The following is a 22,671-nucleotide window of genomic DNA, read 5'->3' as shown; positions in this document are numbered from 1 at the left end:
TTCGCGAGCAGGCCGCGCCGCGGTCTTGATGAATAGTTACTGAAGCCTATAACAACAGATTCTCGTGGAGCCTCGCTGATGAAATCCTTTGAAGTCAATTTTGACGGTCTGGTGGGGCCGACCCATAACTACGGTGGCCTGTCCTACGGCAACGTTGCGTCCCAGAGCAACAGCCAGCAGTCTTCGAATCCGAAGGAAGCGGCGCTGCAAGGTCTGGCGAAAATGAAAGCGCTGATGGAAATGGGCTTTCAGCAGGGCGTTCTTGCACCACAGGAGCGTCCGGACGTGGCCGCTCTGCGCCGTCTGGGTTTCAGTGGCAGCGACGCCCAGGTGATCGAGCGCGCCGCGAAAGATGCGATGCCGCTGCTGGTCGCCAGTTGCTCGGCGTCGAGCATGTGGGTGGCCAACGCCGCCACGGTCAGCCCGAGTGCCGACACTGCCGATGGTCGCGTGCATTTCACCGCCGCCAACCTGAACTGCAAATACCACCGCAGCATCGAGCACCCGACCACCAGTCGCGTGCTGGGCGCGATGTTCGCCGATCAGCAGCACTTCGCTCACCACGCGGCGTTGCCGGCGGTGGCGCAGTTCGGCGATGAAGGTGCGGCCAACCACACGCGCTTCTGCCGTGAGTACGGCGAGGCTGGCGTCGAGTTCTTCGTGTTCGGTCGCAGCGCTTTCGACACCCGCTATCCGGCGCCGCAGAAGTACCCGGCGCGCCAGACCCTCGAAGCGTCGCAAGCGGTTGCCCGCCTGCATGGCCTGCGTGACGACGGTGTGGTCTACGCGCAGCAGAACCCGGCAGTGATCGATCAGGGCGTGTTCCACAACGACGTGATCGCGGTGGGCAACGGCGAGGTGCTGTTCTATCACGAGGACGCGTTCCTCGACACCGAACAGATGCTGGCCGAACTGCAAGCCAAACTGGCCAGGGTCGGCGGCAAGTTCCAGTCGGTCTGCGTGCCGCGTTCGGCGGTCAGCGTGGACGATGCGGTGCGATCCTACCTGTTCAACAGCCAGTTGCTGTCGCGTCCTGACGGTTCGATGCTGCTGATCGTGCCGGAAGAATGCCGTGGCAACGAGCGCGTGTGGAATTACCTGCAAGGCCTCACCGGCTCCGGTGGCGTGATCCGCGAAGTGAAGGTCTTCGACCTCAAACAGAGCATGCAGAACGGCGGTGGTCCGGCGTGCCTGCGCCTGCGTGTCGCGCTCAACGAGACCGAGCTGGCGGCCGTCAACCCGGGCGTTATCATGACCGCCCCGTTGTATGGCTCGCTGACTGCTTGGGTCGAAAAGCACTACCGCGACCGCCTGACCGAAAGCGATCTGGCGGATCCGCAGTTGCTGATTGAATGCCGGACGGCACTGGATGAACTGACGCAAATCCTTAAACTGGGCGCGGTTTATCCATTCCAGATCAATTGATGGCCGGCGCGCTGCCTGAACGCGGCGCGCGGCTTGTCTCCCCAACAGAGCGTAAGAAAGACATGAGCGATTCCCTGCGGTTGATCCTTGAAGACACCGACGGCAAGCAACTGGAAACATCCTGCACCCGCTTCGCGGTCATGTGGCAAGGCAAGGAAGTCTGGATTCAGCAGGATGGTCGTGGCCAGTTGCTGATCGGCGTGGACGTCGAAGAAGGCGACGAAGAATACGCCAACCTGCTGTTGCGTCCATTGGCGACTAATCTGGTAAGTCTGCAACTGGAGATGGAACCGGCTGACCTCGGCGACGATGACGGCCATGTACACGGCCCGGATTGCAACCACGACCACTAAGGAAACCGCTCTATGCTCGCCCTCGGCAAACTGCTTGAACTGACCCTCGCCGGCCGCGAACCGGCGGAGAAGACTCAACTGACTGTCGAAGGCGTGCGCATGCGCTGGCTGAGCGAGGGTGCGCTGGAAGTCCGGCCACCCGAAGCGCGCGACAATGGCCTGGACCTGCTGCTGTCGGCAGGCATCCACGGCAACGAAACGGCCCCGATCGAATTGCTCGACCGGTTGTTGCATGACATCGCCCGCGGCGACCTCAAGCCGCGCGCACGCATTCTGTTCCTGTTCGGCAACCCGGAAGCGATTCGCAAGGGTGAGCGTTTCATCGAGCAGGACGTCAATCGGCTGTTCAACGGCCGTCATGAGCAAAGCAGCGGTTACGAAGCCCTGCGCGCCTGTGAGCTGGAGCGCCTGGCCGCGAGTTTCTTCAGCGTGCCGGATCGTCAGCGCCTGCACTATGACCTGCACACGGCGATTCGCGGTTCGAAGATCGAGCAGTTCGCGTTGTATCCGTGGAAGGAAGGGCGCCAGCACTCCCGTCTTGAACTGGCCCGCCTGCGCGCCGCCGGCATGGAGGCGGTCCTGCTGCAGAACAAACCGTCGATCGTGTTCAGCTCCTACACCTACGACAAGCTGGGTGCCGAGGCTTTCACCTTGGAGCTGGGCAAGGCGCGGCCGTTCGGGCAGAACGCCGGGGTCAATGTGTCGCGGCTGGAAAACCGTCTGAAACAGATCATCGAAGGCACCGAGCCGGAGATGGCCGAAGCGGGCCTGGACGGCCTGCAACTGTTCAGCGTGGCCCGGGAAATCATCAAGCACAGCGATGCGTTCCGCCTGAACTTGCCGGCGGACATCGAAAACTTTTCGGAACTGGATGCGGGCTATCTGCTGGCCGAGGATCTGGCCAATACCCGCTGGATCATCGAAGAGCAGGGCGCGCGGATCATCTTTCCCAATCCCAAGGTCAAGAACGGCCTGCGGGCGGGCATTCTGATCGTGCCGGCCACCGACGATAATCTCGCCTGAAACCAAATCGCCCCCACGCGTTGCATGGGGGCGATTGTTATTGCATCAGACCGCTACGGCACGCGGCTCGGTGCGGCGCAATGCACGCACTTTCTGCAGCGTGTCGGCGCAGGTTCTCGCCGCTTCCTGACCCTTGTACACGAAATGCTCGAAGAAGAACTTCTGGTGTTCTTCGCCGGCATGGAAGTGGTGCGGGGTCAGAGATACCGAGAACACCGGCACTTCGGTTTCCAGCTGAACCTGCATCAGGCCGCTGACGACCGACTGGGCGACGAATTCGTGACGATAGATCCCGCCGTCCACCACCAGGGCCGCGGCGACGATGCCGGCATATCGACCGGTCCTGGCCAGCAGCTTGGCGTGCAGGGGCATTTCAAAGGCGCCGCCGACTTCGAAGAAGTCGATGTCCGATTCCTGATAGCCCAGGGCGATCATTTCCGCGACGAAACCTTTACGACTCTGGTCGACGATTTCCTTGTGCCAGCAAGCCTGGATGAACGCGACGCGCTCGCCGTGAGGGTGTTTGTTTTTGCTGTCGATAGCGGTGGGTTGCATGTTCTGACTCCTGTTTGTGTGAAAAACAGGGCGTTATGAATCGAAAGGGATTCAAGGGTGCGCACGCTCGCGCAAGCACGGCGGACGGCCCTTTGGCGTCAATCCCGTTCTCTCTTCATCCGGACTGTGACCGTCGGCCCCGGAATCACACCGGGTCTGCTGACCTTGCCGCCGCTCACGGTTTCTGCCGTGCCGTCACCAAGCGCTCGCGGGCTATGCGCATTGCGCGCAATTACCGCCGGTGGGGAATTGCACCCCGCCCTGAGAACGTTTCGCCGCCCTTTTGTCGGGCGGCGCAGCGTTTTTAACACAGATCGACGGGCTGTGCATTGCGCCTTTGTGATGATTGCCATCGGATTTTTCGAAGCACGAAACGACTTTTCCTTGCGCAAGGGTTGATTAATCCGCGCCATGCCTGCAGTAATTCCCCTTCGAAAAGGGATTTCCCCTGCTGACTTGAGGCCAGGTTCATGAGCGTTATCGATCTTCGCAGCGACACCGTCACCCAACCGACCCCCGCCATGCTGGACGCGATGACCGCCGCGGCTACCGGTGATGATGTGTATGGCGAAGATCCGACGGTCAATCGTCTGGAAACCGAACTGGCAAAACGGCTGGGTTTCGCCGCGGCGCTGTTCGTCCCGACGGGAACCATGAGCAACCTCCTGGGCTTGATGGCGCACTGCGAACGCGGTGACGAGTACATTGTCGGTCAGCAGGCGCACACCTATAAGTACGAAGGCGGGGGTGCCGCAGTGCTCGGTTCTATCCAGCCGCAACCGCTGGAGGTGCAGGCTGATGGCTCGCTGGATCTGGATCAGGTGGCCGCAGCGATCAAACCAGACGATTTCCACTTCGCCCGCACCCGTCTGCTGGCGCTGGAAAACACCATGCAGGGCAAGGTATTGCCGCTGGAATATCTGGCCCGGGCCCGCCGGTTCACTCAGGACAAGGGCCTGGCCCTGCATCTGGACGGCGCGCGGCTGTACAACGCGGCGGTGAAGCTTGGGGTCGATGCCCGGGAGATCACGCAACACTTCGATTCGGTCTCGGTGTGCCTGTCCAAAGGCCTCGGTGCGCCGGTCGGCTCGGTGCTCTGCGGTTCGGCCGAGTTGATCGGCAAGGCGCGGCGCCTGCGCAAGATGGTCGGCGGCGGCATGCGTCAGGCCGGATTGCTGGCGGCGGCGGGTTTGTATGCGCTGGATCACAACGTCGAGCGTTTGGCGGATGACCATGCCAATGCGCAGTTTCTGGCCGAAGGCCTGCGCGCAGCTGGCTTCACTGTCGAGCCGGTGCAGACCAACATGGTTTACGTACAGATGGGTGATCGTGCCGAGGCGATCAAGGCGTTTGCCGCCGAACGCGGCATCAAACTGAGCGCTGCCGCCCGTCTGCGGATGGTCACCCACATGGACGTCAATCGTTCGCAAATCGAGCAAGTGATCGCGACATTCGTCGAGTTTTCGCGCAAGTGACAGTGTTAGCCACCCAATTGACCGTTTCTATCGTATAAACACGCTGTACCCCGCGCGCAGGGCCGATATAATGCGGCCCTTTGCCGTCGTTTCGTCTGTTGACGTTTCGTACAGGCCTTTGGCCGCAGCCTCCGTGGAAGAACCTAATGAAAAGCGCAGAAATCCGTGAAGCCTTCCTTCGCTTCTTCGAAGAGCAAGGTCACACCCGTGTAGCCTCCAGCTCTTTGATCCCGGGCAATGACCCAACCCTGCTGTTCACCAACGCGGGGATGAACCAGTTCAAGGACTGCTTCCTGGGCCAGGAAAAGCGCGCGTACACCCGCGCCGTTTCCAGCCAGAAATGCGTGCGCGCCGGCGGCAAGCACAACGACCTGGAAAACGTCGGTTACACCGCCCGTCACCACACTTTCTTCGAAATGCTGGGTAACTTCAGCTTCGGCGACTACTTCAAGCGTGACGCCATCACTTACGCCTGGAACTTCCTGACCTCCGAGAAATGGCTGAACCTGCCGAAGGAAAAGCTGTGGGTCACCGTTTACGCAAGCGATGACGAGGCCTACGACATCTGGACCAAGGAAGTCGGTGTGCCGGCCGAGCGCATGGTGCGCATCGGCGACAACAAGGGCGCGCCATACGCCTCCGACAACTTCTGGACCATGGGCGATACCGGCCCGTGCGGTCCTTGCACCGAGATTTTCTACGATCACGGCGCCGACATCTGGGGTGGCCCACCGGGCTCGCCGGAAGAAGACGGCGACCGCTACATCGAAATCTGGAACAACGTGTTCATGCAGTTCAACCGCACGGCCGATGGCGTGCTGCACCCGCTGCCGGCCCCGTCGGTGGACACCGGCATGGGTCTTGAGCGGATTAGTGCCGTGCTGCAGCACGTTCACTCGAACTATGAAATCGACCTGTTCCAGAGTCTGCTGGCCGCTTCGGCCAAGGCCATCGGCTGCAGCAACGACAATCAGGCTTCCCTGAAAGTCGTGGCTGACCACATCCGCTCCTGCGGTTTCCTGATTGCCGATGGCGTGCTGCCGTCCAACGAAGGCCGCGGCTATGTGCTGCGTCGCATCATTCGTCGAGCCTGCCGTCACGGCAACAAACTGGGCGCCAAGGGCAGCTTCTTCTACCAGATCGTTGCCGCTCTCGTGGCCGAGATGGGCGACGCCTTCCCTGAGCTGAAATCCCAGCAGGCACATATCGAGCGCGTTCTGAAAGCCGAAGAAGAGCAGTTCGCCAAGACCCTGGAGCAGGGCCTGAAGATTCTCGAACAGGATCTGGCCGAACTCAAAGGCGATGTGGTGCCGGGCGACGTGGTGTTCAAACTCTACGACACCTACGGTTTCCCGATGGACCTGACTGCGGATATCGCCCGCGAGCGCAGCCTGACCATCGACGAAGTCGGTTTCGAGCGTGAAATGGAAGCCCAGCGCGTCCGTGCACGTTCTGCCAGTTCCTTCGGTCTGGACTACAACAGGCTGGTCAAGGTTGATGTCGACACCGAGTTCACCGGTTACCACGCCACCAGCGGTTCGGCGAAAGTCGTTGCGCTCTATAAAGATGGCCAGTCCGTGGACGTTCTGAGTGAAGGGCAGGAAGGCGTTGTGGTTCTGAACCAGACGCCGTTCTACGCCGAATCCGGCGGCCAGGTCGGCGATTGCGGTTACCTGCAGGCCGGCAGCAGCCGCTTCGACGTGCGTGATACCACCAAGACCGGTGGTGCGTTCCTGCATCACGGTGTGTTGGCGTCGGGCAGCCTGATCGTTGGTGCGCCGGTGGAAACCCACGTCGAAGCCGACGTGCGTCACGCCACTTCGCTGAACCACTCGGCCACGCACCTGCTGCACGCCGCCTTGCGCAAAGTGCTGGGCGATCACGTTCAACAGAAGGGTTCGCTGGTCGACAGTCAGCGCCTGCGTTTCGACTTCAGCCACTTTGAAGCGATCAAGCCGGAGCAACTGAAGGCGCTGGAAGACATCGTCAACGCCGAGATCCGCAAGAACTCTGCGGTTGAAACCGAAGAAACCGACATCGAAACCGCCAAGCAGAAAGGCGCCATGGCTCTGTTCGGCGAGAAGTACGGCGACAACGTGCGTGTGCTGAGCATGGGCGGAGATTTCTCCGTCGAGCTGTGTGGTGGTATCCACGCCACCCGTACCGGTGACATCGGCCTGCTGAAGATCATCAGCGAAGGCGGTGTGGCATCGGGTGTGCGTCGTATCGAGGCAGTCACCGGCGCTGCGGCGCTGGCTTACTTGAACGCTGCCGAAGAACAACTCAAGGAAGCGGCCAGCCTGGTCAAGGGCAGCCGCGAAAACCTGATCGACAAGTTGTCGGCTGTACTGGAGCGCAACCGTGCGCTTGAAAAACAGCTCGAACAATTGCAGGCCAAGGCAGCCGCCGCTGCCGGCGACGATCTGTCTGCTTCGGCAGTGGACGTCAAGGGCGTGAAGGTTCTGGCCGTGCGTCTGGATGGTCAGGACGGCAAGGCGCTGCTGGCGCTGGTCGATCAGCTGAAAAACAAACTCGGCCGCGCAGTGATCCTGCTCGGCAGTGTCCATGAGGAAAAGGTCGTACTGGTTGCAGGCGTAACCAAGGACCTGACTGGCCAACTCAAAGCCGGTGATTTGATGAAGCAGGCTGCTGCGGCGGTTGGCGGGAAGGGCGGTGGTCGTCCGGACATGGCGCAGGGCGGCGGTGTCGACGCCGGCGCACTGGATAGCGCACTGGCGCTGACCGTTCCATTCGTCGAGCAGGGTTTATAAGACGGTCCGTCGGGCCCGCAGTCTAGTGGCGGGCCCTGCAGCCGTTCGAGTGATTATTGGGCGCCCTTCATGGGCAGAGGCGGCTTTGAAATGGCTTTGATCGTACAGAAATTTGGAGGCACCTCGGTCGGCAGTGTCGAGAGAATCGAGCAGGTCGCCGACAAGGTTAAGAAATTCCGCGATGCTGGCGATGACCTGGTGGTTGTGCTGTCTGCAATGAGCGGCGAGACCAACCGTCTGATCGATCTGGCCAAGCAAATCAGTGGCGAAGATCAACCGGTTCCGCGTGAACTGGACGTGATCGTTTCCACCGGTGAGCAGGTGACGATCGCCCTGTTGGCCATGGCGCTGATCAAGCGCGGTGTGCCGGCGGTGTCGTACACCGGTAACCAGGTACGGATCCTGACAGACAGTGCGCACAATAAAGCGCGTATCTTGCAGATTGATGACCAGAAGATTCGTGGTGATCTGAAGGCCGGTCGTGTGGTTGTGGTTGCCGGTTTCCAGGGCGTAGACGAACACGGCAACATCACGACTCTGGGCCGTGGCGGTTCCGACACCACTGGCGTGGCATTGGCTGCTGCATTGAAGGCTGACGAGTGCCAGATCTACACCGATGTCGATGGTGTCTACACCACTGACCCACGCGTGGTATCGGTCGCTCAGCGTCTGGACAAGATCACCTTCGAAGAGATGCTGGAAATGGCCAGCCTCGGCTCCAAGGTGCTGCAGATCCGTGCGGTGGAGTTCGCCGGCAAGTACAACGTTCCGCTGCGCGTACTGCACAGCTTCAAGGAGGGTCCGGGCACCCTCATTACTATTGATGAAGAGGAAACCATGGAACAGCCGATCATTTCCGGCATCGCTTTCAACCGCGATGAAGCCAAGCTGACCATCCGTGGCGTGCCAGACACCCCGGGCGTGGCATTCAAGATTCTCGGCCCGATCAGTGCCGCGAACATCGAAGTCGACATGATCGTGCAGAACGTCGCGCACGATAACACCACCGACTTCACCTTCACCGTGCACCGCAACGACTACCAGTCCGCGCAGACCGTGCTGGAAAACACCGCTCGCGAGATCGGTGCCCGTGAAGTCGTCGGCGATACCAAAATTGCCAAGGTCTCGATCGTCGGCGTCGGCATGCGTTCCCACGCAGGTGTGGCCAGCCGCATGTTCGAATCCCTGGCAAAGGAAAGCATCAACATCCAGATGATCTCGACCTCGGAAATCAAGGTTTCCGTGGTGATCGAAGAGAAGTATCTGGAATTGGCCGTGCGCGCCCTGCACACGGCTTTCGAACTGGATGCTCCGGCCCGTCAGGGCGAGTAATCCCGGTCAATAAAGGGCGCGGTCTGACCGCGCCCTTTATTTTTTGAATGGCGCGAGCCCTGAACTGTTCTTTTGCTCGCGCTGGTCAATACTCAGGCATGTAGGGCTACGATCGCTCCGGTTGTAGGTCGGGTGCCTTTTTTTTGCAGACTGTTGTCCCTGAAATGATTCGCGTGAGGAGAAAGGTATGCTGATTCTGACTCGTCGGTGCGCAGAAAGCCTGATTATCGGTGATGGCGAAATCACCGTGACCGTGCTCGGCGTCAAAGGAAATCAAGTGCGTATCGGCGTCAATGCACCGAAAGAGGTGGCCGTGCACCGTGAAGAAATCTACCTGCGTATAAAGAAAGAAAAGGACGAAGAACCAAGCCATTAATTTTTATCGATTTTTTTGTTTGCAAACGGGGAAGAAGCTGGTTAATATACGCCCCGTGTTGCGGAGAGCTGGCCGAGTGGCCGAAGGCGCTCCCCTGCTAAGGGAGTACACCTCACAAGGGTGTCGGGGGTTCGAATCCCCCGTTCTCCGCCATTATTTGCTTAGTACGTTGTAATCTGGCTTTTTCTGTAAGTTGTTGAATTTATTAGAAAAAGTGGTTGGAATAGAGATTAGACGGGCTATAATGCGGCGCAACAAATGCACTCGTAGCTCAGCTGGATAGAGTACTCGGCTACGAACCGAGCGGTCACAGGTTCGAATCCTGTCGAGTGCACCATTTAAGAGTCAGTTACCGCAATGTAAATGACTCGGCTTCAACCAGGTGTGATCTGGTCTAACAAACACAAATGCACTCGTAGCTCAGCTGGATAGAGTACTCGGCTACGAACCGAGCGGTCACAGGTTCGAATCCTGTCGAGTGCACCATTTAAGGGTTAGTTGCAGCAATGTAAATAACTTGGTTTCAGCCAGTTGTGGTCTGGTCTAAAAACACAAAATGCACTCGTAGCTCAGCTGGATAGAGTACTCGGCTACGAACCGAGCGGTCACAGGTTCGAATCCTGTCGAGTGCACCATATACCAGAAAGCCCGCGTTTAACGCGGGCTTTTTGCTGTCCGGGATTTGAGTTTTCCTGTCACACATCCTTTCTCATCGAAATCGATCAGCGCACTCCGGCCTCGCTTGAGATTATAGCTATAGCTTGTTGAAGAATTTCGGATGCTGATCTTGTCGGGCTTGCCCAGTGCGCTTTCGACGTCCTGCTGGTTCATGCCTGCGATGATTCGCTGATTGATGATTGCTTCGCGCTTTTGTCTTGCGTCGATCAGATCTCCACATTTGTCGAATGTGCGCCCCACGATGGCCATTTCTCGTTTTCTGTTATTCATCCCGGATATTTCTTCGTGCCGGGCTTCGGGTATCAGGGCCACGGTCGAGCCGGGTGAGTAGGGATGCACCTCTTGAATTGAAAGGCGTTCATCGTTTGCGCAGCTCAGCGTGGTGAACGTAAGGCTGCCGTCCGGGGCTTCACAGCGATGAAATGTTGTTGTGTTCCCTGTAGCAGGGAGGCAGAGCAGGGTGGTCAGCATGAGTCGGGATGTTCTTGATGGCATTCGGCGTCCTCCATGACGATCCTCATCAAGCGTAGCCGGCAGTTTTTTCACCGCCGGTGTGTTTTCTTTTCAGGATGAGTCGTCGCACTCTGGAGAATCAGGACAGCGCTCAGCTTTGTCTCGCAAGCGCTTGTTTCAGGCTGGATTTTTTAACGTTTAAAACCGTCAGGCGGTGTATCATTGCGCCCGTCAGCCCCGCCGGGGCTTATGGAAAACCTCCATGGACTTACCCAGTAGTTACTCAATACTCAGTTTTACCAATCATGAATTGACTGATTGATCCTTCCGGCGTGCCCCGCTGCTGGGAGTGGAGTTCGCCTATGTCAGAAATCGAAGTAAAGAAAACACAGGAAAGCCTGCAGGATCGCCTGGCTCAGGTCGTTGAGCTACTGCAGCGCCAGCGAGTTGTCGAAGACCTGACTCACCGCCAGGAAGGCGCACATCATGACCGGGTCGAGAACCTGGTTCACCGGCAAAATCTCGTCGAGCTGCAACGCAAGCTCGATGATCTGCACTCCGCCGACGTTGCCTACATTCTTGAAGCTTTGCCGCTGGACGATCGTCTGACGCTCTGGCAATTGGTCAAGGCTGATCGCGACGGTGACATTCTTCTCGAAGTATCCGACTCCGTCCGTGAAACGCTGATCGCCGACATGGACGATCACGAACTCCTGGCCGCCGCCAAGGACATGGATGCCGACGAACTTGCTGACCTGGCCTCCGAGCTGCCGCGAGACGTCGTCCATGAACTGATGGAGACTCTGGATCAGCAACAACGCGAGCGCGTGCGTTCGGCCCTGTCCTACGACGAGGAGCAGGTCGGTGCGCTGATGGACTTCGAGATGGTGACTATCCGTGAGGATGTCAGTCTCGAGGTGGTTTTGCGTTACCTGCGTCGTCTCAAAGAGTTGCCGGGTCATACCGACAAGCTGTTCGTGGTCGATTACGACGGCGTGCTCAAGGGGGTGCTGCCGATCAAGCGTTTGTTGGTCAATGACCCGGAGAAACAGGTTTCCGAAGTAATGGCCAGCGATCCGGTGAGTTTCCACCCGGACGAAGATGCCTACGACGCCGCTCAGGCGTTCGAGCGTTATGACTTGATTTCGGCCCCGGTGGTCGACAAGAACGGCAAGCTGATCGGTCGTCTGACCATCGACGAAATGGTCGACCTGATTCGTGAGGAGAGCGAAAGCGAAGTCCTCAGCATGGCGGGTCTGCGTGAAGAGGAAGATATTTTTGCCTCGGTCTGGAAATCCCTGCGCAACCGTTGGGCCTGGTTGGCGATCAATCTGATCACCGCTTTCGTCGCATCCCGTGTGATTGGCCTCTTCGAAGGTTCGATCGAGAAACTGGTGGCCCTGGCAGCACTTATGCCGATCGTGGCAGGTATTGGCGGCAACTCAGGCAACCAGACGATCACCATGATCGTTCGGGCCATGGCGCTCGATCAGGTCAGTACCGGCAATACGTCGCGCCTGATGCGCAAGGAGCTCGCTGTAGCGTTGATCAACGGCCTGGTTTGGGGCGGTGTGATCGGTGTAGTGGCGTACATGCTGTACGGCAGTTGGTCGCTGGGCGTGGTAATGACGGCTGCAATGACGCTCAACCTGTTGCTGGCGGCGCTGATGGGGGTTTTGATCCCTATGACCCTGGCCAAGATGGGGCGCGACCCGGCAATGGGAGCCAGCGTGATGATCACGGCCATGACTGACAGTGGCGGTTTCTTCATCTTCCTGGGATTGGCGACGATTTTTCTTCTTTGATTTTCCATATACAAACAGCCCGCCGAATGGCGGGCTTTTTTTCGTCCTTGAAAAGCTCGAGCAGGGAGCAAAAAAAAGCCAGCATTCATGCTGGCTTGAGATGTTCGGTTTGACTCAGGATGCGTCTGCGGCCATTTCGGCGTCGTGAGCGATCAGAGAAACCAGCGCGTTCTGCTGGCGATGGGAGAGTTGGCGGAAGCGTTGCAGCAGTTCGCGTTCGTGCAGCGACAGTTCAGGGCTGTCCAGACGCATGCTCAGCTCTTCGCCCAGTGCGCCTTCCTGAATGAGACTCTGCTCAAGGCGTGCAATGATCTCGGAGTTCATGCTGCGATGATGATTGCGAGCCACCTCGGCAATGCGTTCACGCATTCCGTCTGGCAGACGTACGACGAACTTGTCAGCCGTACGGCTGGAATAAATTGCCTGTTTCAATGGGCGCATATATTTAACCGGTTAGTTCAGGGGAGCGGTTCTCGGGATTGGCCGCAGGATGAGGTGTAGGACATGCATCCGCGCCAAATGGTTCAACCTGAATTGTTAAGAGGCTCGCATCTTGCCTCAAAATTGCCAGATCATTGGCGTCAATTCTGTGACAAATATTGATCCGGGTAAAGGCGTAATGCCAGCACCAATTATCAGAAATGCGGACTGGTTTGAAAAGAATGCGCCGGCCCGTATCGCTGACCGCGTCCTGAAGCGCACGAACGGATGCCCGAAGGCGTCAGACCGTGCATGCTATGCGGGATAAAATCCTTGTTCCTTACCTTGTACAGGATAGTGGCAAATGGCCGATTTACCAGGGGCAAATCCCCGCCGGAGGGCGTTTTCAGGATGGATGGCAGGCTGATTTATCTCATGGGGCCATCCGGCTCCGGCAAGGACAGTCTGATCGAGGCTGCGCGTGAGCCGTTGCGTGCGCTGAACTGCGAAGTGATGCGTCGGGTGATTACGCGCTCGGCTGAATCGGTGGGTGAAGATGCGATTGGCGTAACGCCGCAAGAGTTCGAGCAGCGTGAGCGCGCGGGTAAATTTTCGCTGGCGTGGCGGGCCAACGGTCTTGCCTACGGCATCCCTGTCGAGATGGATGAGTGGTTGAAAGCCGGGAGACACGTACTGGTAAATGGCTCTCGTGCGAACCTCAGGCAAGCGCTGGAAAGCTATCCGTCCCTGGTGCCTGTGCTGCTGACGGTCCGGGATGATGTCTTGCGTGAGCGCCTGCTCAGACGTGGCCGGGAGACGCTTGCTCAGATCGACGCAAGGCTTGCCCGCAATACGCTGTTCAAGGAAAGACGCTCAACCGACAAGCCTGTGCATTTGATCGACAACTCGGGTGAGCTGGCGGATGCCGTCGGTCATTTGCTGGAACTGGTAACGCTCAGCGCAGGACAGGATCAAACTTGATCTTGCGCCCGGCCACCAAAGCCAGCGCAAACAGAACGGCGAACACACCGCAGCCAATCAGTGGCAGGGAGATTTCCGTCCTTTCGAACAGCGAGAAATGCAAAACACCGCTCAAGACAGCGAGGATCAATAATCCCAGGGCGGATCTGGACATGCGGTACTCCCGAAAATGATTCAAAACACCAGGCGTTCGGACAACTGAGCGGTCGGTACCTGATCCGACTCGCTGACGTCATGCGCAGCAAAGTCATGTTGATCGTTCATCACCGCCCATTGTGGCGCCTTCTGCACTTGCAGGTAATGCGGCATACGCTGAGTCACGGCTTCGTTGTGCTGGGGGATAAAATGAAAACCCACCAGCGTCATCAGAGCCATTGCATTTGCGAGCAAGAGGAAGCGGTTCATGAGGCGATGCTCCGTTTTGTTCTGTTGCAAGAACCGGAAGCAGCCGTCGTGCCAATAGTCTAACCGCTGTTAAGTCCTTTAAAAACAAGCATTTGGAAGGGTTTTTAACACGGTGGGAATTGCATTCTGCAATGATGGCTTTTTTGAGGTGTGCAAATTGCACGGCAAAACATCCCACGATATTGCAAGGCGCCTGCCTACACTTTAAAAAACCAGCGGATGACATGACAAATCAGGGCCTGGCCGTTAACATGCACGCCGTCTGTCGTACCGGCAGTTCCGTGTCTCAGTAGCTCAATTGGATAGAGCATCCCCCTCCTAAGGGGAAGGTTGGCAGTTCGAACCTGCCCTGGGACACCACATATTCGAAAGCCCCACGCAGAGTGATCTGGTGGGGTTTTTTGTTGGGTTTGCCAAATCACCTATAACGTCTCGGCGCCACCTTCGGCTTTGCCGACTGAAGTGCTGATCCGGGTGATATGTCGACGTCCGTTGACCGTATAGCCTCGCTCCTGGCCTTCAGCTTCTGGTTTACGCAGGGTCAGCTGGGCAAAAAGCCCGGTCTTTTCATCGTAGCTGCCGAACCAGTTGATCAGTCTGGCGACGAAACAATCTTCACCAATGATCACGGGGAAGTCAGCGACAGGCTCGATCGCGTAATAGCTCGCACCGTAGCTGTAGTACTCCTCACTGTCCCTGGCGGATTGGGGAATGGGGCAGAGCGGTTGTTTGTGCCGGCCTGTCACCCCGGCCGTTGCGTTCACGTTTGTCACGGCGTTGGCGAGCACTTTCTGCAGGGACGGCTCCAGTTCGTAGGCTTTACTGCTGTCCTCAAGGTGCTGAGTACGTGGAATGGTCAGTCGATAGTCGTAGTGCACGCTGACAGTCGGCACTTGCCTGTTGATTTTCAGGGGATTGAGCAGGAAGACCTGATCTTCGCCGTAACTGCCGTTTCGATAAGCGAAATAGATTCTTCCATGACTGCCGATCAGGTAGGCGGACTGATTGGCACCACGATCATTGGTATAGAAAAGAACGCTGTCGTTACTGGTCTCAGGGGCAATTTCAGCGGCTCTCCTGATAAATCTGCTGTCGACCCGACGCCAGGTTTCCGTGTAGTGAAACATCCCGGTGCCGCCCGCGTAGGTTTCCACGATAAGGTCGCGCTGACCGTCGCCATCCAGATCCATCAGGGTGTAGGAGGTTGGACCTGACTCCGCTGCTCCCTTGATGTCGGATGCTTGCAGTGCTTTCCATTCGGCTTGCGTGACGCCTTTGGGGATGGTGGTGGGAAAGAGTGGTTGCTCGTCTTGATCCAGCTCAGCTGAAAACGAGCTGCCGACTTCGCCAAGCGTGAGAGAATCCAGCGCCCGCTCCAGCGCAAACTCCGGATGCTCCTTGCTCATCTCCCGAACCCGCAGTTGCAGATCCTCCATAACCTGCCTGTCAATGTCGTCCGGCTTATAGGCAACGGCTTCGATCCACTGCCCGTGCAATACCTGCAAGCGATCCTGATAGCGCTGGTTCAGGCAACCGATGTTGTCGGCACATTGATCGCGCGCCTTCAGCCACTGGCGCTGGGCTTTTTTCACTTCGGTCTGTATCGGAGTGGCCGACATCAATTTCCGGTAAGTCGCCCCCATCCGTGCATCCAGCTCATACAGCGATTTCTCTGCGCAAATCGCATGTTCCACAGCACTTGCCGCTTTTGTGCAGTCCATTCCGGTCGCCAGTGCCTGCTGGAAAAACAGCAGCGCACAGGTCGACACGATGTAGCGTCCTTTGATGTACACGATAAAAACCTTGAAAGCAGGAGGGTGGGAACAGGCGCGCAGGGTAATCGCTGTGCAATGAATCTTGAACCCCCGCTTCAAGAGAACCGCTGATCCGGCCGATAACCCATTCGGTGACTTCAGAGTCGCACGAAATCGCTTGATAGCATTTGGCCGGCAGCTATCATCAGCGCGCCTGAAATGTGCCCTCGGTCCATCCTCTTCAATTGCCTGGAAATCTTCGATGCTGTCGTATCACCAAAAGAGTTTTCTGATCGTCGATGATTTCTCGGATTTCCGCAGTTCCGTGCGCTCGATGTTGCGCGAGTTGGGCGTCAAGGACGTGGACACTGCCGACAGCGGTGAGCAGGCGCTGAAAATGTGCGCGCAGAAGTCCTACGATTTCATTCTTCAGGACTTCCACCTCGGTGACGGCAAGAAAAACGGTCAGCAGGTGCTGGAAGACCTGATGATGGAGAAGCTGATCAGTCACGAAGCGGTGTTCGTGATGGTCACCGCCGAGACCAGTCAGGCCATGGTGCTCAGCGCCCTGGAGCATGAGCCGGATGCTTACCTGACCAAGCCCTTCAATCGCGTCGGTCTGGCCCAGCGCCTGGAACGTCTGGAGCAGCGCAAGACCCTGCTCAAGCCGATTCTGCAAGCCCTCGACCGTGGCAAGCCGGTGGAGGTGCTCAACGCCTGTATCGCCCTGTGCAAGCAGGATATCCGCTATTCGCCGCTGTGCCTGCGCTACCGCGCCGATGCCTTGCGCGACATGAATCAGAACGAAGCGCTTGAGCGCCTGTATGACAGCATCATCGCCGACCGGCCGTTGCCATGGGCTTTTGCCGGGCTGGGCAAGTTGCTGTTCAAGCGTGGTCAGGTGGCCCAGGCCAAAGGCGTGTATGAAAAAGCCCTGAAAGTATTCCCTATGATGCCGGCGCTGTACGACGGCATGGCCGATGTGTTGGTGGCAGAGGGCGATACAAAAGGCGCACAGAAGGTGCTGGAAGAGGCGATCCGCCTGTCGCCGCTGGCGGTTCGCCGTCAGGCGCTGCTCGGCAAGCTGGCGATGACCAACGAAGATTTCGACACGGCCTCGCGCGCCTATCGTCAGGCGGTGGCGCAGGGCGCGCAGTCGCGCTTCAAGGATCCGGAAAGCAACCTGGGGCTGGCCCATGCGCTGATCAGCAAGGGCAGCGAAAAGGGCCTGGATACCCGTACGCGGCTGGAGATCAACACCACCCTCAGTGCCGTGGCCAAGGAAAACCCGAGCGATCCCGGTTTGCAGATCCGCGCGCGTCTGATGAAGGCCACCAGTCTGCTGCTCAACGATGCCGAAACCGCTGAGAAGCTCACCGAGCAAGCACTGATGCGTCTCGACGGCATGGAGCAGTTCATGAGCCCGGAAGCGGCATTGCTGGTAGCCAAACAATTGCAGATGCTCGGTCAGACCGAGGCGGGCACGTCGATGCTCAAGAGTTGCGCGGAGATTTACGGCGATGACCCGGCGGTGATGAAAGACATCGCCAAGCTTACCGACGACCCGACTATTCTCAGTTCCAGCAACGCTGCCGCCGACCTCAACCGACAGGGCGTGCGTGTGTACAAGACCGGCAATCTGGCGGAGGCCCGCGAGGTCTTCCGCAAGGCGCTGAAGATGCAACCGAAGAACATCAGCATCGCGCTGAACATGGCGCAGTCGCTGTTGCACGGCACCGACACCAGTGTGCCGTCGGCGGAGCTGGAAGAATGTCGGGCCTGCCTGAAAATGGTCGGCCTGATGCCCGACACCGACGCGCGTTATCCGCGTTATCAGAAGCTGAAAAGCAAGGCGTTTGGCGAATGAACCAAGACGAGCAGGCACTGGATTTTTCCACGGTGATCGCCTCCACCGTGCACGACATGAAGAACTCCCTGGCGATGTTGATGCAGGCCCACAGCCAATGGCTGGCGCGCCTGCCCGAAGCCGAACGGCAGTTACCGGAACAGGGCGTGATCGATTTCGAGTTCGCCCACCTCAACGGCATGCTGGTGCAGTTGCTCGGGTTATACAAACTCGGGGTCAACCAGATGCCGTTGCAGCCGGCCTATCACGAACTGGACGATTTCATCGAGGCGCAACTGGCGTCCCATCAGGAGGTGTTCGCCAGTCGTGGAATCATCGCAACCTACGAGGTCGATCCGCTCAGTCCCCTGGGGTTCTTCGACCGTGAGCTGATTGCTTCGGTGCTGGGCAACTGCATCAACAACGCGATCCGCTATGCCCGTGAATCGTTGCTGATCACGGTCAGCGATGAGGCCGGGCAGCTGGTGCTGAGCATCAGTGACGACGGCCCCGGTTATCCTGCCGAAATGCTCGAGCGCCAAGCCGACTATGTGCAGGGCATCAACCACAGCAGCGGCAGTACCGGCCTGGGTCTGTACTTCGCCGGGCGTATTGCGGCGCTGCATCAGCGCAACGGTGTCGGCGGTCGCACCGAGATCCGCAATGGCGGGCCGCTGGGCGGTGGCGTGTTCAGCATTTACCTGCCCTGAGGCGTGGATTCGTCATCCTGAGGTCTTTTTGTTGGCCGCTGCTTGAAATTCCGAACAGGCGAGGCCTATGTTGTCCGGGTCGCCGTTCGCGGCTCGCACAATAACAAGGATTGCGTCATGACAACCGATGGCCAGCGTTCACTCGCGCAGCGATTGACGGGCATTGATGAGATTGAATGTGTCACGCCGGATTTGAACGGCGTGCCACGGGGCAAGGTGATGACCGCCGAGGGTTTCCTCGAAGGGCGGCGTTTGCAGATGGCCCGGGGGGTGCTGCTGCAATGCATCATGGGAGGCTATCCCGCTGCACGGTTCTACGGCAGCGATGACGGTGACCTGGCGCTGGTCGCCGACCCTGCGCAGATCCACCCGCTGCCGTGGAGCGATGAGCCACGTGCCCTGGCCATCTGTGACGCCGACGAGCTGAGCGGCGAAAGCTCCAACCTGTCGACCCGTGGCCAGCTCAAGAAAGTCATCGCCCGTTATGCGGCCCGTGGTCTGGCGCCGGTGGTGGCGACCGAGCTTGAATTCTTTGTGTTTGCGCCGAACACCGATCCGAACCAGCCATTCCAGCCGCCAGTCGGCCTCGATGGTCGGCGCGAGGATGGTCACTCGGCGTTCAGCGTCAGTTCCAACAATGGCCTGCGGCCGTTCTTCAGTGAAGTCTACAAATGCATGGCTGCGCTCGGTTTGCCGCGCGATACGTTCATGCACGAGATGGGCGTCAGCCAGTTCGAGATCAACCTGCTGCACGGCGATCCGCTGCTGCTGGCCGACCAGACTTTCCTGTTCAAGCATCTGCTCAAGGAAGTTGCGCTCAAGCATGGCCTGACCGTGGTCTGCATGGCCAAGCCGCTGGCGCACACGCCGGGCAGCTCGATGCATATCCATCAGAGCATCGTCGAGACCGGCAGCGGCAAGAATGTGTTCAGCGACGAGAACGGTCAGCCGACCTCGATGTTCCGTCACTTCATCGGCGGACAACAGGCTGGCATGGCTGATTTCACGGCGCTGTTTGCGCCGAACGTCAACTCTTACCAGCGCCTGTGCCACCCGTTTGCATCGCCGAACAATGCCTGCTGGTCCCACGACAACCGTGCGGCGGGTCTGCGAATTCCGGCCAGCTCTCCGGTCGCACGTCGGGTCGAAAACCGTTTGCCGGGCGCCGATGCCAACCCTTACCTGGCCATCGCTGCGAGCCTGGCGGCCGGCCTGTATGGCATTGAGCATGAGCTGGAGCCGAGTGCGCCGATCCAGGGTGAGTTCGACGTGCCGGACAATCTTTCGCTGCCGTGTACGTTGCACGCTGCGATCGATCGCCTCAAGCGCAGCCAGCTGGCCCGGGAACTGTTCGGCAACGAGTTCATCGAAGGCTACGTCGCTTCGAAGACCATGGAACTGACCAGTTTCTTTGATGAGATCACTCCCTGGGAACGGCGCGTTCTGGCAGCCCAGGCCTGACGAAATGTCGTCATCGGGCTATCGTTCGATAGCCCGACACTTACCGCAAGGAGCCGCTCGGAACGCCGATGCGCCAAATCTGGAAATCCTTTCGAGCGCTGTATTTCGCCTCGCTGATGATGTTGATCGGCTCGGGCCTTCTTTCTACTTATCTGGCGTTGCGCCTGGCAGCCGATCACGTCGACGGCCTGTGGGTCGGTGCCTTGATGGCGGCCAACTATTTTGGCCTGGTGCTGGGCGGCAAGATCGGCCACCGCCTGATCGCACGGGTCGGCCATATCCGCGCCTATTCGGCCTGTGCCGGGATCGTCGGTGCGGCGGTGCTGGGCCACGGTCTGGTGGACTGGCTGCCGGCCTGGCTGGTGCTGCGGACCGTCGTCGGCCTCGGCATGATGTGCCAGTACATGGTGATCGAGAGCTGGCTGAACGAACAAGCCGACGCCAGCCAGCGTGGCATGGTATTCAGCGGTTACATGATTGCCTCGTATCTGGGGCTGGTGCTCGGTCAGTTGATTCTGGTCATGCACCCCGGGCTGGGCCTGGAACTGCTGATGCTGGTCGCCCTGTGTTTTGCCTTGTGTCTGGTGCCGGTGGCGCTGACCCGGCGGATTCACCCGGCGCCACTGCATCCGGCGCCGATGGAGCCGCGCTTTTTCATCAAGCGTGTGCCTCAGTCGCTGAGCACAGTGCTCGGGGCCGGGTTGATCATCGGCTCGTTCTACGGTCTGGCGCCGCTCTATGCGTCACAACAGGGGTTGACGACCGAACAGGTCGGTCTGTTCATGGGTACGTGCATTTTTGCCGGGTTGCTGGTGCAGTGGCCGCTGGGCTGGTTGTCCGATCGTTATGACCGGGCTCTGCTGATCCGCTGTTTTGCCGGGTTTCTGGCACTGGCTGCGCTACCGTTGGCGATCCTTCCGCAGGTGCCGCTGGAGATTCTTTTCGTCGTCGGCTTCCTGTGTTCTCTGGTGCAGTTCTGTCTGTATCCGCTGGCGGTGGCGTTTTCCAACGACCATGTCGAAGGTGAGCGGAGGGTGTCGCTGACCGCGATGTTGCTGGTGACTTACGGGGTCGGCGCCAGTGTCGGGCCGTTGCTTGCCGGCGTGTTGATGAAGCTGTTCGGCAGTCAGAGCCTGTATGCGTTCTTTACGTTCTTCGCTCTGGTGCTGGTCTGGCGGATCCGGCCGAAGGCCGTGACCAATCTGCATCAGGTCGACGATGCGCCGCTGCATCACGTGGCGATGCCGGACAGCATGTCCAGTTCACCCTTGGTAGCCGCGCTCGATCCGCGGGTCGATGAACAGGTGGTGCAGGAGCAGATGCAGGCGACGGTCGCTACCGAGCCGGTACCTGATCCCGAGCCGGAACCGGCGGTAGAGACTGATACCGGCAACGACAATTCTGCGCCTGACATCAGTGGCGCCAAACCTTGATCCCGGAAAGGTATCAGGCATAAAAAACGGGCAGTCACCACAAGGTGCTGCCCGTTTTTTTAGGGTGCGGACGGATCAGAGATCGTCTTTGTCGAAACGCCGCGCTTCGCGTTGCAACTGGTAGACGAAACGCTCGACGTTGCGCGCGGCCGGGCCGCTGATGTTATGAAAGCGCAGGCCGGCGAAGGTGATGTTGAGCTTTTCTTCGAAATGCAGGTAGCGCAGCTCCACGGCGGCCGGCTGGTTGCCGAACAGTGGCGGGGCGATCAGGCGGTCGTAGACCTGGCCCAGTTGCAGGCGCTCGGTGATGTCGCCTTCGAAGCGCAGCTTGCAACCGGTGGCGGAGATGTCCAGCAGTTTGCCACCGAGAGGCGACTTGAGTTTTTCGCCGCCCAGTTCGACGCTCACCAGGTCGGTCAGCTTAAGTGCGGCACGGAAGGCGTTGCGGCGTTGGTGATAGACCACTTCGCTGGGCATCTGGCCAATATAGTAGCGGTCGCCGTCCGACTCCTTGATATCCAGTGTGCCGTTGTATTCCCAGGCAATCCGCACGCCGTCATGAAAACCCTCGACCTTGAACGGCTCGCCGGCCAGCAGGAAGCGCTCGCCGTCACGGGGAATCATTTCATCCAGGGCAATGGTGGCGGTTTCCCGGTCGACCTTGATCAGGTAGCTCTGGAAGCGCTGGCTGCGTTCGTGAAAGGTAATGATCAGCGGATCGTGGCTCTCTTGCAGCTGGCGCAGGTTGCTGGAGATTTCCAGAGGCGTGGTGAGCACCTTTGGTGGCTGCGGAGAATCATCCGCGCTGAGGACGTTGGACACGTTGAATCAATCTCCAGACAAAATTTGACTACGGCTGGCCATTATTTTGCCAGCATGTTTCGCGCGTTGATAGGGCGCACGCATGGAAGAAAGCATCACGCCTGGCTGAGCGCGCGCGGTTTCTGCAGTTTGGAGAAAGTGCCGCTGGCATCATAGAGCGCTGGAGGCTCGCCACCGGTGAGGATTTTCAGCTGATTGGCCGTGGCGGCCTGTTGCACCACGATCGATTGACCATTTTTCGCGTTGGCGACCTGGCACTGGGCGATCAGATCGGTCAGCACATCGCTTTGGCTCAGCAGTTGTTCGCCGATGCTCGACTGGCTGGCCAATTGCTCCAGGCCCTGACGATCAAGCGACAGATTGAGACTGGCGAGGATTTCGCTGCGTTTGCGGCCATGCTGCTCGAGCAAAATGATCAATGCCTGTTTGCGCGCCAGAATTTCTTCCAGCAGGGGCATGTCGCGACCGTGCAAGGCGAGGGACTCGGTATGCAGCAACTCCAGCAGTTGTTGAGCTGGAGCAAAGTCGTCGGTGATCAGTTGCAATAAAGTAGTGTCGTGCATGGCTGGCCTTGGGTTTTAAGCGTCCAAAAG

21 protein-coding genes, 5 tRNA genes and 1 riboswitch are annotated in these 22,671 nt (G+C 58.7%); of the genes, 18 read left to right on the top strand and 8 right to left on the bottom strand.

Annotation, left to right across the window (positions count from 1 at the left end):
* The first annotated feature begins 78 nt into the window (after window positions 1–78).
* From astB to astE, 3 genes are all read left to right on the top strand, one after another.
* On the top strand, window positions 79–1,425 hold the full coding sequence (astB, locus tag ACK6BI_RS11215) for an N-succinylarginine dihydrolase (RefSeq protein ID WP_065261777.1): 1,347 nt from the start codon (window positions 79–81) through the stop codon (window positions 1,423–1,425).
* 62 nt (window positions 1,426–1,487) lie between these two features.
* A complete protein-coding gene (locus ACK6BI_RS11210) occupies window positions 1,488–1,778 on the top strand; it encodes a topoisomerase II (protein WP_065261776.1) in 291 nt (96 codons plus the stop codon).
* 12 nt (window positions 1,779–1,790) lie between these two features.
* A complete protein-coding gene (astE, locus tag ACK6BI_RS11205; RefSeq protein ID WP_409317113.1) occupies window positions 1,791–2,801 on the top strand; it encodes a succinylglutamate desuccinylase in 1,011 nt (336 codons plus the stop codon).
* Window positions 2,802–2,846: 45 nt separating this feature from the next.
* Here the strand turns inward: astE and ACK6BI_RS11200 are convergent, their stop codons facing one another.
* Window positions 2,847–3,356, bottom strand: a complete 510-nt coding sequence (locus ACK6BI_RS11200) for a 6,7-dimethyl-8-ribityllumazine synthase (protein WP_409317112.1) — start codon at window positions 3,354–3,356, stop codon at window positions 2,847–2,849.
* A gap of 102 nt (window positions 3,357–3,458) precedes the next feature.
* A riboswitch (FMN riboswitch) is annotated at window positions 3,459–3,629 on the bottom strand.
* 197 nt (window positions 3,630–3,826) lie between these two features.
* Between ACK6BI_RS11200 and ltaE the strand changes: the two genes are divergently transcribed.
* From ltaE to ACK6BI_RS11160, 8 genes are all read left to right on the top strand, one after another.
* The gene (gene ltaE, locus ACK6BI_RS11195) at window positions 3,827–4,831 is read left to right on the top strand and encodes a low-specificity L-threonine aldolase (protein ID WP_409317111.1); all 1,005 of its coding nucleotides are present in this window, start codon (window positions 3,827–3,829) and stop codon (window positions 4,829–4,831) included.
* Window positions 4,832–4,977: 146 nt separating this feature from the next.
* Window positions 4,978–7,602, top strand: coding sequence for an alanine--tRNA ligase (alaS, locus tag ACK6BI_RS11190; protein ID WP_409317110.1), 2,625 nt, complete (start codon window positions 4,978–4,980; stop codon window positions 7,600–7,602).
* Window positions 7,603–7,692: 90 nt separating this feature from the next.
* A complete protein-coding gene (locus ACK6BI_RS11185; RefSeq protein ID WP_065258858.1) occupies window positions 7,693–8,934 on the top strand; it encodes an aspartate kinase in 1,242 nt (413 codons plus the stop codon).
* 187 nt (window positions 8,935–9,121) lie between these two features.
* Window positions 9,122–9,310, top strand: a complete 189-nt coding sequence (gene csrA, locus ACK6BI_RS11180) for a carbon storage regulator CsrA (protein WP_002554426.1) — start codon at window positions 9,122–9,124, stop codon at window positions 9,308–9,310.
* Window positions 9,311–9,372: 62 nt separating this feature from the next.
* A tRNA-Ser gene (locus tag ACK6BI_RS11175) sits at window positions 9,373–9,463 on the top strand.
* A gap of 107 nt (window positions 9,464–9,570) precedes the next feature.
* Window positions 9,571–9,647 (top strand) — tRNA-Arg (locus tag ACK6BI_RS11170).
* A gap of 72 nt (window positions 9,648–9,719) precedes the next feature.
* Window positions 9,720–9,796 (top strand) — tRNA-Arg (locus tag ACK6BI_RS11165).
* 72 nt (window positions 9,797–9,868) lie between these two features.
* Window positions 9,869–9,945, top strand: a tRNA-Arg gene (locus tag ACK6BI_RS11160).
* Window positions 9,946–9,964: 19 nt separating this feature from the next.
* Here the strand turns inward: ACK6BI_RS11160 and ACK6BI_RS11155 are convergent.
* A complete protein-coding gene (locus ACK6BI_RS11155) occupies window positions 9,965–10,483 on the bottom strand; it encodes a cell envelope protein SmpA (RefSeq protein ID WP_409317109.1) in 519 nt (172 codons plus the stop codon).
* A 320-nt stretch (window positions 10,484–10,803) separates the two neighbouring features.
* Between ACK6BI_RS11155 and mgtE the strand changes: the two genes are divergently transcribed.
* Window positions 10,804–12,246, top strand: coding sequence for a magnesium transporter (gene mgtE / locus ACK6BI_RS11150; RefSeq protein ID WP_065258856.1), 1,443 nt, complete (start codon window positions 10,804–10,806; stop codon window positions 12,244–12,246).
* Between the two features lie 114 nt (window positions 12,247–12,360).
* Here mgtE and ACK6BI_RS11145 read toward each other — a convergent pair whose 3' ends face one another.
* A complete protein-coding gene (locus ACK6BI_RS11145) occupies window positions 12,361–12,687 on the bottom strand; it encodes an Arc family DNA-binding protein (RefSeq protein WP_003178899.1) in 327 nt (108 codons plus the stop codon).
* 390 nt (window positions 12,688–13,077) lie between these two features.
* Between ACK6BI_RS11145 and phnN the strand changes: the two genes are divergently transcribed.
* A complete protein-coding gene (gene phnN, locus ACK6BI_RS11140; RefSeq protein ID WP_409317108.1) occupies window positions 13,078–13,647 on the top strand; it encodes a phosphonate metabolism protein/1,5-bisphosphokinase (PRPP-forming) PhnN in 570 nt (189 codons plus the stop codon).
* Here phnN and ACK6BI_RS11135 read toward each other — a convergent pair.
* On the bottom strand, window positions 13,622–13,801 hold the full coding sequence (locus ACK6BI_RS11135; protein ID WP_409317107.1) for a PA3371 family protein: 180 nt from the start codon (window positions 13,799–13,801) through the stop codon (window positions 13,622–13,624). The genes phnN and ACK6BI_RS11135 overlap by 26 nt on opposite strands.
* Before the next feature lie 20 nt (window positions 13,802–13,821).
* Entirely contained in the window at window positions 13,822–14,052 is a 231-nt protein-coding gene (locus ACK6BI_RS11130) for a hypothetical protein (protein WP_409317106.1), read from the bottom strand.
* A gap of 283 nt (window positions 14,053–14,335) precedes the next feature.
* On the opposite strand from ACK6BI_RS11130, the gene ACK6BI_RS11125 reads away from it, so the two are divergent.
* Window positions 14,336–14,412, top strand: a tRNA-Arg gene (locus ACK6BI_RS11125).
* A 62-nt stretch (window positions 14,413–14,474) separates the two neighbouring features.
* Here ACK6BI_RS11125 and ACK6BI_RS11120 read toward each other — a convergent pair.
* A complete protein-coding gene (locus tag ACK6BI_RS11120; RefSeq protein WP_409317105.1) occupies window positions 14,475–15,845 on the bottom strand; it encodes a lysozyme inhibitor LprI family protein in 1,371 nt (456 codons plus the stop codon).
* Between the two features lie 223 nt (window positions 15,846–16,068).
* Here ACK6BI_RS11120 and ACK6BI_RS11115 point away from each other — a divergent pair, with 223 nt between their 5' ends.
* The 4 genes from ACK6BI_RS11115 (at window position 16,069) to ACK6BI_RS11100 (ending at window position 21,256) form a co-directional block, all read left to right on the top strand.
* Complete coding sequence (locus ACK6BI_RS11115; RefSeq protein ID WP_409317104.1) at window positions 16,069–17,673, top strand: response regulator; 1,605 nt, start codon at window positions 16,069–16,071, stop codon at window positions 17,671–17,673.
* Window positions 17,670–18,362: a sensor histidine kinase gene (locus tag ACK6BI_RS11110; protein WP_409317103.1), complete on the top strand. Its 693-nt coding sequence runs from the start codon at window positions 17,670–17,672 to the stop codon at window positions 18,360–18,362. Before ACK6BI_RS11115 ends, ACK6BI_RS11110 begins: the two co-directional genes overlap by 4 nt.
* A 219-nt stretch (window positions 18,363–18,581) precedes the next feature.
* Window positions 18,582–19,823 carry a glutamine synthetase family protein gene (locus ACK6BI_RS11105; protein WP_409317176.1) on the top strand — a complete coding sequence of 414 codons (1,242 nt, stop codon included), beginning with the start codon at window positions 18,582–18,584 and terminating at the stop codon, window positions 19,821–19,823.
* A gap of 68 nt (window positions 19,824–19,891) precedes the next feature.
* Entirely contained in the window at window positions 19,892–21,256 is a 1,365-nt protein-coding gene (locus ACK6BI_RS11100; protein WP_409317102.1) for an MFS transporter, read from the top strand.
* Window positions 21,257–21,331: 75 nt separating this feature from the next.
* Here ACK6BI_RS11100 and ACK6BI_RS11095 read toward each other — a convergent pair whose 3' ends face one another.
* Both ACK6BI_RS11095 and ACK6BI_RS11090 read right to left on the bottom strand, forming a co-directional pair.
* Entirely contained in the window at window positions 21,332–22,078 is a 747-nt protein-coding gene (locus ACK6BI_RS11095) for a flagellar brake protein (RefSeq protein ID WP_065258848.1), read from the bottom strand.
* A gap of 95 nt (window positions 22,079–22,173) precedes the next feature.
* Complete coding sequence (locus ACK6BI_RS11090) at window positions 22,174–22,641, bottom strand: flagella synthesis protein FlgN (protein WP_409317101.1); 468 nt, start codon at window positions 22,639–22,641, stop codon at window positions 22,174–22,176.
* Window positions 22,642–22,671: the final 30 nt, after the last annotated feature.

Origin of the sequence: Pseudomonas sp. KCJK9016, from assembly GCF_046231795.1 — a bacterium.
GTDB lineage: Bacteria > Pseudomonadota > Gammaproteobacteria > Pseudomonadales > Pseudomonadaceae > Aquipseudomonas > Aquipseudomonas bananamidigenes.
Note: the sequence above shows the minus strand (reverse complement) of the source record. Positions and strands in the feature narration are given on the sequence as shown.